Annotated in this window: 11 protein-coding genes; 3 read left to right on the forward strand and 8 right to left on the reverse strand. The window is 42.3% G+C overall.

Annotated features, from left to right (window positions below; translation table 11 throughout):
* Positions 1-13 precede the first annotated feature (13 nt).
* From CSQ79_RS00440 to plsX, 4 genes are all read right to left on the reverse strand, one after another.
* A complete protein-coding gene (locus CSQ79_RS00440) occupies positions 14-646 on the reverse strand; it encodes a lysophospholipid acyltransferase family protein (protein ID WP_099699249.1) in 633 nt (210 codons plus the stop codon).
* A 165-nt stretch (positions 647-811) separates the two neighbouring features.
* Positions 812-1,693: an ACP S-malonyltransferase gene (fabD, locus tag CSQ79_RS00445; RefSeq protein ID WP_099699250.1), complete on the reverse strand. Its 882-nt coding sequence runs from the start codon at positions 1,691-1,693 to the stop codon at positions 812-814.
* A gap of 18 nt (positions 1,694-1,711) precedes the next feature.
* Complete coding sequence (locus CSQ79_RS00450) at positions 1,712-2,725, reverse strand: beta-ketoacyl-ACP synthase III (protein ID WP_099699750.1); 1,014 nt, start codon at positions 2,723-2,725, stop codon at positions 1,712-1,714.
* A 135-nt stretch (positions 2,726-2,860) separates the two neighbouring features.
* Positions 2,861-3,904: a phosphate acyltransferase PlsX gene (gene plsX / locus CSQ79_RS00455; RefSeq protein WP_099699251.1), complete on the reverse strand. Its 1,044-nt coding sequence runs from the start codon at positions 3,902-3,904 to the stop codon at positions 2,861-2,863.
* 324 nt (positions 3,905-4,228) lie between these two features.
* Here plsX and CSQ79_RS00460 point away from each other — a divergent pair, with 324 nt between their 5' ends.
* On the forward strand, positions 4,229-5,539 hold the full coding sequence (locus tag CSQ79_RS00460) for a D-alanyl-D-alanine carboxypeptidase (protein ID WP_099699252.1): 1,311 nt from the start codon (positions 4,229-4,231) through the stop codon (positions 5,537-5,539).
* 47 nt (positions 5,540-5,586) lie between these two features.
* Here CSQ79_RS00460 and lptC read toward each other — a convergent pair whose 3' ends face one another.
* The 3 genes from lptC to metG form a co-directional block, all read right to left on the reverse strand.
* Complete coding sequence (gene lptC / locus CSQ79_RS00465) at positions 5,587-6,744, reverse strand: LPS export ABC transporter periplasmic protein LptC (RefSeq protein WP_099699253.1); 1,158 nt, start codon at positions 6,742-6,744, stop codon at positions 5,587-5,589.
* A 24-nt stretch (positions 6,745-6,768) separates the two neighbouring features.
* The gene (locus tag CSQ79_RS00470) at positions 6,769-7,419 is read right to left on the reverse strand and encodes a LabA-like NYN domain-containing protein (protein ID WP_228054639.1); all 651 of its coding nucleotides are present in this window, start codon (positions 7,417-7,419) and stop codon (positions 6,769-6,771) included.
* Positions 7,420-7,584: 165 nt separating this feature from the next.
* Positions 7,585-9,183: a methionine--tRNA ligase gene (gene metG, locus CSQ79_RS00475; protein WP_099699255.1), complete on the reverse strand. Its 1,599-nt coding sequence runs from the start codon at positions 9,181-9,183 to the stop codon at positions 7,585-7,587.
* Positions 9,184-9,582: 399 nt separating this feature from the next.
* On the opposite strand from metG, the gene CSQ79_RS00480 reads away from it, so the two are divergent.
* Complete coding sequence (locus tag CSQ79_RS00480; RefSeq protein ID WP_099699256.1) at positions 9,583-10,329, forward strand: lysophospholipid acyltransferase family protein; 747 nt, start codon at positions 9,583-9,585, stop codon at positions 10,327-10,329.
* A gap of 184 nt (positions 10,330-10,513) precedes the next feature.
* The gene (locus CSQ79_RS00485; protein WP_099699257.1) at positions 10,514-11,335 is read left to right on the forward strand and encodes an alpha/beta fold hydrolase; all 822 of its coding nucleotides are present in this window, start codon (positions 10,514-10,516) and stop codon (positions 11,333-11,335) included.
* A 17-nt stretch (positions 11,336-11,352) separates the two neighbouring features.
* Here the strand turns inward: CSQ79_RS00485 and CSQ79_RS00490 are convergent, their stop codons facing one another.
* Entirely contained in the window at positions 11,353-12,831 is a 1,479-nt protein-coding gene (locus CSQ79_RS00490) for a CIA30 family protein (protein WP_099699258.1), read from the reverse strand.
* Positions 12,832-12,936 lie beyond the last annotated feature (105 nt).

Consider the following 12,936-nt stretch of genomic DNA (forward strand, 5'->3'; position numbering starts at 1 on the left):
CTAAAAATGATAGTTAGCGACCTAAGTCGTGTAGAGAGGCGATCGCATTTGCACATTGTTGTGTTACTGCAAGAAGTTCTGCTTTGTCTGTTGAACTTGGTGGCGGTATAGCCTGACCGATTCGGACTGTAACTGGTACTGAGCGAGGTATTGCTGAACTTTGAATATTTTGAGTTCCCCATAAACTAACGGGTAGAAGTGGTGCGTTTGTTTTAGCGGCAATTAAAGCTGCACCGAGTTTTGGTTCTGTAATTCTGCCATCAGGTGTGCGAGTACCTTGTAAAAAAACACCAGCAGCCCATCCATCTTCAAGATACTTCACAGCTGCACGGATTGCACTGCGATCGGCAGAACCGCGTTTAACTGGATAAGCACCGTACAATTCAATTGCTTTACTAAAAACAGGAATACGAAATAACTCCTCTTTTGCCATGTAAGCAACAGGTCTTCTCACACAACATGAAAGAATTGGCGGGTCGAAGTCACTTGCATGATTACTGACAACTACTAAAGGTCCATTTTTGGGAACATTTTCTGTACCATAAACACGACCGCGAAAATAAATGCGGAGCATGGGGTTAACTACTGACCACTTGAAGGCGTAGTAGAGGAGCAGACTAACAAAAGGTTCGCGGCTTCGAGCCATAAGCAAGGGTGAGGGGTGAGGGGTGAGGGATAAGGGGTAAGGGGTAAGCTTAAGAGAGTTATGAGTTAAGAATAATTCTTTTAATAAATGCCTCCGGCACCTTTCTTCGCTTTCCAAAACTAGTCACTCACCCCTCGATCCTCACTCCTCATCCCTAATTAATTGCTAAGCAGAGAGATCTGCAGCACTACTAATATTCTTTAAGATTAATTCAGAGTGGGTGCGTTTGATCAAACCAGTTAGCACATTACCAGGACCAATTTCCACAACTTGCTCAATCCCCTCGTGACGGAAGCACTCAGAAGTTTCACGCCACCTAACAGCACCAGTCATCTGACGACGCAAGCGTTCTTTGAGCACGTCACCGTCAATAGATGGAGTTGGAGCAACGTTTGACAGTACAGGTACTTGAGCCGAATTAAAAACAACTGATTTGATAATTTCCTCAAAGTCAGCAGCAGCAGTAGCCATTAAAGGTGAGTGAAATGCTCCTGATACGTTTAGGGGAACAGCACGCTTTGATTTTACCTGTGATAGCACTTTGTTTACGGCTTCAGGTGTTCCCGAAATCACCGCTTGGGCGGGGCTGTTGTCATTTGCTAGAACAACATCGGGAGTTTGTTGAATTTGCTGTTCAAGTTGGTCGCGGTCGAAGCCAATCAAAGCTGCCATCATACCACCAGCAGCATTGTCCATCAATTCGGCTCGCCGCTTGATCAAGGTTAATCCTGCAGCCCAATCATAAACTCCTGCAGCGTATAGGGCGACATATTCTCCTAAACTGTGACCAGCAACAAGATCAGGATGTTGACCTTGTTGTTGCAGCAAGTCAGCAAGAATACTTTCAATCACATAAAGACAGGGTTGAGTGTAAAGTGTACGGGAAACTTTATCGTCCTCGCTTTGACAAATTTCAGTCACTGACCAGCCCAAGATTTCTTCAGCTTGGGCAAATTTTTGTTGAGCTGCGTCTAGTTCTAATAAATCGATTCCCATACCAATTTTTTGGGAACCTTGTCCTGGAAATACCCATGCAGTCTTAGTCATGTTTATAGCAGTTAGCGGTTAGCGATTAGCATCAAAATTTTCTGTGCCCCATTCAAAGATTGCAGCACCCCAAGTTAACCCAGCACCAAAACCAGAGGTTGCAATAATGTCACCAGGTTTGATTTTACCTGCACGCACAGCTTCATCAAGTGCTAAAGGAATAGAAGCAGCTGAAGTATTGCCATGATAGGCAAGATTGCTGATGACTTTGTGGTTGGGAATATGCAGGCGTTCGGCTACAGCGTCGAGGATGCGTTGATTTGCTTGGTGTAGTAGTAGCCAATCAATTTGCTCGACTTTGAGATTAGCGCGAAACAGTGCCTTATCGATGACCTCTGGAACACGCTGTACTGCAAAGCGATAAACCTCTTTCCCATTCATTGTAATCGGTTGGTAATTTCCTTTAGCAACATCAATTTCATTAATGAGTGGTTGAGGCTGTGGGCTATAGGCAAGATTAAGGCATTGATTTTGCGTGCCGTCACTTTTCAGTTCAAATCCTAGTAAGCGATCGCGCCCAGTGGCTTGCATCACTACTGCTCCCGCACCATCGCCAAACAAAACACACGTTCGTCGATCTTCCCAATCCACCCAGCGTGAGAGAATATCTGCTCCAATTAAAAGAATATTTTGGTAAACACCAGTTCTGATGTACTGTGCAGCAGTCACCAGTCCAAACACAAAACCTGAACAAGCTGCTGTCATGTCGAAGGCAACGGCTTGAGTAGCGCCTAAAGCTGCTTGAATCTGACACGCACTGCCAAATAAATCGTCAGGAGTTGAAGTTGCCAGAATAATTAAGTCAATGTCTAGTGGTGTAATTCCTGCCATGACGATCGCCTGCAAAGAGGCTTGAGTGGCGATCGCTTGCAAAGAGTCATTCGCTGCTGCTAACCGTCGCGAACGAATTCCTGTTCGTGTTGCAATCCATTCATCTGAAGTTTCCACGAGCTGACTGAGTACTTGGTTGCTTAGGGAATTAGTCGGTACTGCTGAACCACTCCCTGTAATTGCTACCCCAAAATTTTGCAACATTCTTCTCCATAGTTCAGATGTGGGTTGTGAAGATTTTAGAGAGTTAGTGATTGGCGATCAGTGGCTAGCAGCTAAAGCAAGTCTTTAGTCGATAGCTTTGCCAACTCCTTGTCCAATTTCTACTTCCTGCCTCTACTCTTCACCTAATTGGCTACTAATTGTTGATGGCTTGCCGCCTCTACTTTGTGATTGAATTCGCTCAAGTACTTGGTTATCGATTGCTTCTTTTGCTAAGCGAATAGCATTAAAAATTGACGGTGCTTGGGAACTGCCGTGACTGATGATACAAACTCCAGCTACACCAAGAAGCAATCCTCCACCGTGTTCTGCATGATCAATCCGCTGCTTGATCCGCTTTAGGTTTGATTTGAGTAGAGCTGTACCAATTTGTCCGTGCAAACCTTGAGGTAACTCTTCTCTAAGAATTTGAATTGCGACCTCTCCGACAGCTTCAGCAAACTTCAACAAGACATTACCAGCAAAACCATCACAGACAATCACATCAAATCGTCCGGAAAGGACATCTCGACCTTCCGCATTTCCGATAAACGAAATATTATTATTGACTTTCAGTAATTGGTGAGTCTTCACTGCCAAGTCGTTTCCTTTAGATTCTTCCTCGCCGATGTTTAACAACCCTACCTTGGGCTGCACGATTCCTAATACGTATTGACTGTAAATCGTTCCCATCAGCGCAAACTGCTCTAAAAACTTAGGACGACAATCTACATTTGCTCCCACATCAAGAATGAGTACTGGCTTACTGGCAATCATTGTTGGCAAAACTGCACCAATAGCAGGACGATCAATCCCTCGCAGGCGTCCCAAGCGTAGCAAAGCAGCTGCCATTGCGGCTCCGGAATGACCAGCCGAAACCACAGCATCTGCTTGTTTTTGTTTTACTAAGTCCATCGCTACATTAATTGAAGCCTTTGGTTTGCGTTTGATAGCACTAAGCGGCTCCTCATGCATTTCTACCGTTCCTTCTGCTGGAACGATGGCGATTTGGTCTAAACGATTTTGGTGTAAAACAGATTTAATTTGCTGGGGATCTCCCACCAAGACAACTTCTACTCCTAATTCCTCCCGTGCCCGCAGTGCGCCAGCAACAATTTCGGTAGGAGCATAGTCCCCCCCCATAGCATCAATTGCGATCCGTGCGCGAGTCGCTCCCATTGCTCAAAGTTCTAGAAACCTACAAAATTCTATCAGATTAAGCGTTATCGGTTGGGAATTAAAAGTTTTGGAGGAGATGAATATCTCACTCAGATACTTCTACAGCAGGGGTTAGAGCATTTTAGTTCAAATTAGAGAAATTCAACAAAGTAAGGAAAAAGATGTTGTAGAGTTATTTTTCACTCTGCAGCTCTTAAGCTACTTGTTTCTTTTCAAGCTTGAAACTCTTTACCTTAGTTGATCGACACGTAATAGAGTTAAAATCATCTCCTGAATTGGAATTGACACTTCAGGTTTTGAATTGAGCACTGCTGAGGATCAAGAATGCTGCAGCTATTCGGGTCAGGACTGGTTTCACTGTGGTTGGAAATGGCAGGGTTGCAACCTAAGCCTGTAGACGCTTTGGAATTTTTTACTCTAAATAGTCGTCCTGGTTTAGTTCTGACACCTGATACTCATCCTTTTGCAGCCAACACTGTACAAGAGTATCTGCGCCAATTGGAGACGACTGGGTTAGTTAGTAATGCTCAAGGCATCTGGCTGCAGTCTGGACCAGTACTACTTGCAAACAATCAAGGAACTGAGCCTTTACCTGCCGCTTCGATTACCAAAGTAGCAACTTCACTTGCTGCTTTAAAAACTTGGGGACCAAATCACCAATTTGAAACTCTTGTTGGAGCAACTGGACCAATCAATAATGGTGTCTTACACGGAGATTTAGTCATTCAAGGAGGAGGCGATCCCTTTTTTGTCTGGGAAGAAGCGATCGCACTCGGTAATAGTCTCAACCGCATGGGGATCAAGCAGATTACAGGAGATTTAGTCATTAGTGGCAATTTTGCCATGAACTATAAAACAAATTCTTTACAAGCTGGTCAATTGTTACAACAAGCGATCAACGCTACAGCTTGGTCGCGAGAAGCAACCGCGCAATACTTAACAATGTCTCAAGGAACACCCCGCCCACAAGTCGAGATCGCGGGTACTGTTCAAGTCGCATCTTTACCAAATCCCAAACAAATCTTACTCATACGTCACCGTTCGTTACCCTTGTCGGAAATTCTCAAGGAAATGAACATCTATAGCAATAACGAAATGTCGGAAATGCTAGCCCAAAATCTGGGAGGGGCGCAAGTGGTACAATCTACGGCAGCTACTGCTGCGGTAGTACCGCCACAAGAGATTCAATTAGTGAATGGTTCAGGCTTAGGAGTCGAAAACCGCATTTCACCAAGAGCCGCTTGCGCAATGTTAATGGCAATTCAACGCGAGTTACTGCCTTCCCAACTGAGTGTTGCCGATTTATTTCCCGTCTCAGGGCGCGATCGTCGCGGCACAATGGAAGCACGACGCATTCCCCAAGCTGCTGTGATTAAAACAGGGACTCTTCGTGATGTTAGTGCTTTAGCCGGAGTTATCCCTACACGAGATCGCGGTCTGGTTTGGTTTGCCATCATCAATCGCGGCACTAATGTCGAAGGCTTACGTACTAGACAAGATCAACTCTTGCAACGCCTTTTAACACAATGGCAAGCTGCCTCTACAACTCCTGCGGCAATTACGCCTAGATCTTTAAACAACACTCCTACCCCACTTGGTGCAGCAAGTCGCAATGAAATCTTGTCTGGAGGTTAAACATAAATGTAAGCAATTAAGCTAATTGCTAATTGCTAATCGCTTAGTTAAGGAATGATCTCAGTTACAACTCTATTACCGCTACCACTCCTAACAACAAGACTTTCATCTTGAAGTTTGCCTACGGCTTTATCACCAGTAAAACTTACAGGCGGTTGACTTTGACGGTAAACAACATTACCTTGGGCTTCAACTAACTGAGTCGGAATTGTCCAAGTTAGCCTTTGAGAGTTAATGGTCTGACCTTTCTGTCCAGATCCTGCAACATCACCATTAAGATAAGCAATCTGCTTTTGCAAATCCATTCGCCCTTGTTTTGCTGTCATCGTCATTTTTTCTTGATGATGTACAATTCGGACTGGCTGATCGGTGGTAACAACTTCTGTATTCAGATCCCAGACGGCGGAGTTGCTGGCAACTTGTACGGGTGGATTGACAAGTGCAAGTTGGGCATTTTGTTTTAAGGTAGCGACGTTAGTTTTTAAACTGAACTCACCAGAATTAGCAGTTGATCTTGCTGTAATTTTTTTGTCTTGATAACGGTCAATTGCGATCGCGCGATCGGCAATAAATTTTTCCTCCTCAATCAACCACGTCAAATGTTCAGTTCGCAGTTGTGTGGCAGGATTAGTTGTATTAGCAACAACTTTCCCTTGTAACTCAACGTGCTGTTTGCGGGTAAACACCCGTGCTTCTTGGGCTACGGCTTGCACCTGTTTATGACTACCAGTGATTTGGTTGCGGACGATCAATAAATCTTTTTCGGGAAGCCATTCTAATTCATTCCCACGCAGTACTAAACCACTTTTAGGATCTGTCGCAACAATTTGCCCTTTGAGGAATAGCTGTTTCCCATCTTGATGAACTTCCCCTTCCTGGGCTTTGATTTGATATACAGGCTTACCATCTTGGAATAGCTCGCCTGTAGGATTTTTGACCTGTGCTACTTGTTGATCTTGACTGTATAACGCTTGCGCAGCATTAACTTTCCAGACAGTCCGCCCTTGTTCGTCTGCTTGTTCCAAATCAACGTTATTGAACGTTAATTCAGTGTCAATTTTTTGTACTGTCGTCGTGTCTTCAGATAGCTTGTTCGCAGTTTGATTTTGACTTTGACAACCCATAGCTGCTAGTAGCAGCACTACTACTAGACGTTGTGCCGTGAAGCCACGGTGAATAGAAGATAAGAGATAGAAACGATTCATATTTCTATCTTCGCTCGTTATTCTTCACTCTTGCGAAGTTGGAATAATATTTGGTATTCCATCAGGCGCAAGTCCCTCTTGTGAGGGTTGTTCAATAATATTCATTGTGGGAATGGGACGATAGAGATAGTCTTGTCTTGGAGTTTTCTGAATATCGTCTTTGATCGACTCTAAATCAATGTAGCGATCTGAAACATTAATCAAGCTATCGCTTGTCATTGTCCGTAAACTGACAACTTCGACTCGCGCCCCACGATAGCTAACCGCATTTGCCGCATAAGCGAGATCGCCATCGCCACTAACCAATACTGCGGTGTCGTAGGAATCGACTAATGCCATCATGTCCACAGCAATTTCAACGTCTAGGTTTGCTTTCTTCGAGCCATCCGGTAGCTGGACTAAATCTTTAGCAATGACTCTGTACCCATTACGCCGCATCCACAATAAAAAACCTTGTTGCTTTTCGTTGGTACGGTCTACGCCTGTATAAAAAAACGAGCGCAACAACCGAGAACCACCAGTCAGCCTGCATAAGAGTTTTGTGTAGTCAATTTCGATACCTAACTGCAGCGCAGCGTAAAACAAGTTAGATCCATCAATAAAAATGGATACCCTGCCTCGATTCTCTAGCACCTGTTCGGGCGTGAAAATCGCATCCGATTCAAAATTTAACATGATTTGTTATGCCTCGATGTTATTAAACTTTTTTATTTATAAAAAATGATTGTTTTAGATAAAGTATGTTACACCAGACTGTTATATTTTACTGACAATTTATATTAAGACTTGATTATGTTTTGCCATTATAAAGTTGTCAGTATTAATATATTCAGTAAATTACTAAATTGTTTGTAGCAACTCAAGCCTTTGAAAAACAGGTTTTGGAGTACCTAATTTTTGCTCTACGCTTAATAGTCCCCACTGAGAGTGGGTCTTAAATGGTGTCAAAGTAGCAATTTGTGTTTTTTCATTGAAATTTATTGCAAAACCAAGTTGTTGATAAATCTCGCTTGACACGTTTGGAATAATTGGTGATAGCAAATATGCTGCTAATCTAATAGATTCCAATACAGTGTATAGCACTTGCTCTACTTGTTGCTGATGTCCTTGTTTATAGAGTGTCCAAGGTGCTTGTTCGTCAATAAACTTATTACCAGCCCGTACTAAAGACAAGATAGCATCACAAGCTTGGTTAAAAGCTAACGCTTCATAATTCTGTTTGACTTTTTCTCCTAAAGCTGAGCCAATTGCCTTTAATGGATGGTCTGAGGATATATCCTCACTAGAACAATCAGGAATATTTCCGTTACAGTATTTTTTCACCATATTTAAGGTGCGGTTTAGCAAATTGCCTAAATCATTGGCTAAATCTGCATTTAGTACATTAATGAAGCGAGTTTCGTTAAAATCTCCGTCTTTTCCAAATTCGATTTCTTTAAAAAAGTAATATCGTACGGCATCCGCACCATAACGCTCAACCAAAGCAATGGGATCAAGAGTGTTGCCAAGGCTTTTACCCATTTTTTGACCATCTTTAGTCAAAAATCCATGTCCAAAGACTTGGTGAGAAATAGGTAGCTTTGCAGATATTAGCATTGCAGGCCAGTAGACGGCATGGAAGCGGAGGATATCTTTGCCAATTAAATGTAAATTAATTGGCAGCCATTGACTAAGAACATTTTTTAAACTGGGTTCGTCGTCTGTATCGAGTAATGCAGTAAGATATCCAACCAAAGCATCAAACCAAACATAAATGGTTTGTTTTGGATCGACTGGTACGGGAAAGCCCCATTGTACGTTTACCCGTGAAATTGAAAAGTCTTGTAGTCCCTGACTCACAAAACTAAGGACTTCATTACGGCGACTTTCGGGTTGAATAAAATCTGGATGTTGTTGGTATAGTTCTTCTAACTGGGACTGATAGCGCGACAGGCGAAAAAAGTAATTTTCTTCATCACGCCACTCAGCTTGCTTATTGGTGTGGATTGGACAGCGATGTCCATCTAGTAGTTCGCGTTCTTCTTTGAACTCTTCACAAGCAACGCAATACCAGCCTTGTTGTCTACTTTTGTATATATCTCCTTGATCCCAGACGCGTTGAAAGAAATCTTTGACGATCGCTTCGTGTTTGACGCTTGTTGTACGGATGAAGCTATCGTATTGAATATCTAGTTTTTCCCATAAGGCAACAAATCCCGCCGCAATTTCATCGCAGTATGCTTGTGGCGATCGCTCTTTGCTTTGTGCCGTACGCTGAATCTTTTGTCCGTGTTCATCGGTTCCTGTCACTAACATGACAGACTTGCCTTGTAACCGCGCAAATCTTGCTAGGATATCGGCCGCGATTGTTGTGTAAGCACTACCGATGTGTGGTAGGTCATTCACATAATAAAGTGGTGTTGTCAGCGCGAATTTTGTTGTTTTACTCGCAGATATCATGCAAAGTTTATAAATAAATTTGAAATTTTCTTTATCATACCTCAGAGTCTCTGAGTGTGTATTTTTGTTACCAAATTCTATTAGGTAATGGGGTCTCCTAGCGCTAGGATTAGGAAATAACAGAGTAAAATGAAGCAGTTATAAATAATAGCGAACTATCAAGATAAATGCTGTATAGAAAACGTAAAAATAGATGATTATATCAATTTTAAGGAATTTATCCTTAAAAAGATACCAGAAAATGATATCTCTTCCAAGCTTCTAACTAAAGATAAACAAGTTTGTGACAGTTCTTACTTCTGGTACTCACCGCCAAACATAAATAAATGTAACAATTTAGTTAAGTAAAGCTAATTAGCTTTACTAACATCCTAAAAAGCACAATCGATATTGCAACGCATGAGTGCAAACAACGCCTTGCAGGTTTCTCAAGGGTTTCTCACTGCGGTGGGAACTCAAATGTTTCGTTATTACGAGGATCGCATTCCTCGTGGTGGTCCTGTACTCTTGGTGAGCAATCATCGCAGTTTCATGGATGCACCAATTCTTATGACAACTCTAGAACGACCAATTCGCTTTGCCTGCCATCACTATATGGCTCAAGTGCCAATTATGCGAGAAATTGTCACAGATTTGCTAGGATGCTTTCCGCTAGAGGCAAAAGGAAAAAGACAACAAGGCTTTTTTGAGCAAGCGTTAAGCTTGTTAGATACTTCCCAAGTCGTTGGCATCTTTCCTGAAGGGACGAAACCGATGGTAACGTTCACACAGCCCGATCATTTAGGCAAGTTTCATCGTGGTTTTGCGCATTTAGCTTTACGGGCTACTACATCTAGTGTCGAGTCACCAGGACAAAATTTGACGATTTTACCAATAGCGATCGCATCATTAGAGGAAGTGAACACTTCAGCAGTACCTTTAAAGTTACTCAGTTTATTTGATCCTTCTGAACCTTTATTTAACCAGTCTAGTTGGCATCCATTAGTCATTTATCGTCGTGTCGCAGTTTTAGTTGGTCGTCCGTATTGGATTTCACAGCATCAGCAGATGGAATACCAAGGCAAGCAGGCAAAAGAAATAGTGGCTGAACTAACTCACTACTGTCAAGACGAGATAGCACAACTGTTACGTCAAGGATTTTATTAGGGATTAAAGATATTGCAATGGTTACTTTATGGTAGGAATCTAGCACTCGGATTTTTTTGTGTATTCGATACGTCATAAATTTTTAACATTTAATGACTGAATAAAGATTAAAGTTCGATATCATTCCTGTCCCTTGACCTTTGACTTATTCACAGCAGATTTTTAAGTTGATTCAAATTTAACAATGTCAGAAATAAATAGAAAACCTGTTTTTTTGACACCTAACAAAGTTCAACCGCATTATCCTTTGTTTGTATTTTTACCTGGTATGGATGGAACTGGGAGATTGCTGCGATCGCAAACTGAAGGTTTAGAAGTTGCGTTTGATGTGCGTTGTTTATCAATTCCTCTGGATGATTTAACCAGCTGGGAAGATCTTACTCAACAAGTTGTTGATTTAATTGAGCTAGAAATTGCCAAAAATCCTCAACGACAAGTTTATTTATGTGGGGAATCATTTGGTGGTTGCCTGGCAATCAAAGTTGCACTATACTCACCACAGCTTTTTGACAAGATTATTTTAGTCAATTCAGCATCTTCTTTTCATCGTCGCTCTTGGTATAGTTGGGTATCGCAGTTAATTAATGTCGTACCTCGTTGGTTGTTTCCCTTTGGCGCATTAGGACTTCTAGCAGTCCTCGCCTCCCTTGATAGAATTGCTCCAGCAGATCGCCAAGATATGCTTCATACAATGCGTTCTGTTCCACCAGAAACAGTTTTGTGGCGGATAACTTTGGTAAAAGAGTTTGATGTCAGTGATGTACAGTTACGCCAGTTAACTCAACCTATTTTAGTTGTTGCTAGCAAGCGCGATCGCCTCTTGCCATCTGTTGCTGAAGCACACCACCTCTGTCAAGTTTTAGATAATGTCAAAACGGTATTCTTACCTTACAGTGGACACGCTTGCTTAGTAGAAGAAGAGATTAACCTTTACGACATTATGCAGATAGAGGATTTTCTAGATAATGCGAGTCAATCAGAATTACCGTATGTAGTTGATTATTAAAACGATAACGACGAGTGTTAATCGGGTTGCAAGTGAGAAAAGGAATTTCCACTAGAATTTGGAGTTTTCTCTTCTGCTTTGACTTCAAACGTTGCGTTACAAGCTTGGGGTTGTTCTAACACTTGCAAGCAAAGTTCGGCAATTGAATCGCGGCTAACCTTACCCTTAATATTGTCGCCCTGATCGAAAGTTAATGATTGTACTCCAGTTTCCTCGGTTAGAGCACAAGGACGAATAATTGTGTAAGGAATACCACTGTGTCTTAGAGATTCTTCTCCGCGTAATTTCCAAGTTAAAATGCCACCTAGTTGATCGTTTAATCTTACCGCTGGAGGTTCTTCCTCTAAGTTAATTCCTGGGCGCCCAGGACGAGTTACTCCCGCTGAGCTAATTAAGATAAACTGTGGTAACTTAGCACCACCATAAGCTTTGATTGATTCGACTTGTAACGCAAAGCCACCAGGCGTAAACCGTGGGTTGAGTTCGCCATCATACTCAAACTTACTTAACATTAATTGCAACGAAGCAATTCTACTTGCATCAATTGCAGGCGCATCTTTTAAGGTTTTGGCACGAAATACTGCAGTTAAATCAGCAAAGGGAATACAGACATCCATCCCAGTATTGCTAACTGTATCGAAGGAATAGGAATAAGCTGTACCATCCCACTTAGTATCTATACGAATGAAGCACTTATAACGTTTGCCGTCACCTCTAACACGTAGTTTAATACCTTGATAGCCAGATAAATTTAATGCTGGCTCAAAGTTTTTAGTTCTGACAGAAGCAAAGCCACCTGAATTTGCAGTAGATACATGACCAGTAAACAATGCAGTATCTTCAACAAATCTAATTTCACTTTGACTCACACCACCCATGACAACATCATCCACTGCACCCCAAATGCGTTTTAACTCCTCGGAGGGATGTACGAAATCAAAGATTAGCTTTTCATCAGCTGGAATTGTCGTAAGATGTTTTGCCGCTACTTCGACTAAGTTCTTGACACCTAAGTATTCTACAGCTTCTGGAGTATCGCCAACGATTTCAGGTTGGTAAAACTTGATACCTTGATTGTATTTCGCACGATCTGGGGTGTCTCCTTCCACAGGTTGAACGCGCACTGCAGTACAACAAATAACTGCTGTGACATCTGCCATCATTTCTAAGCTGAGAGTTTCTGGCTTTGTGATGTCGCCAACATAGAGTTCAACACGATCGCCGAGTATTTCCTTTGCTTTTTCAGCATTGCGGACAAGCGATCGCACTGTGTAACCGCGATCAACAAGCCGTTGCACTACGCGCCGACCAACACCACCTGTCGCCCCAGCGACCAACACGACTCCCACTCGTTTTTCTCCTGTTGGCACTACTTGAGAATCTTGAGATCCTGGAATCAAGCGCTGTAACCACCCGATAAAAGGAATCACCTCAAAAAAGGTAAGGGTTTGTACAAACTTACCTAAATCCCATTGAGAACGATTTGTTTGAGTCATAGTTAACGTCCTCTTTGCTGTTTTTAGTCTAACTGTTTGTACACGAGTCAGGGTTTAATCATGTTTTACCTCATTACCAATTTGCTTGACACTTCAAACAAGTGT

It is taken from the genome of Gloeocapsopsis sp. IPPAS B-1203 (genome assembly GCF_002749975.1).
Lineage (GTDB): Bacteria > Cyanobacteriota > Cyanobacteriia > Cyanobacteriales > Chroococcidiopsidaceae > Gloeocapsopsis.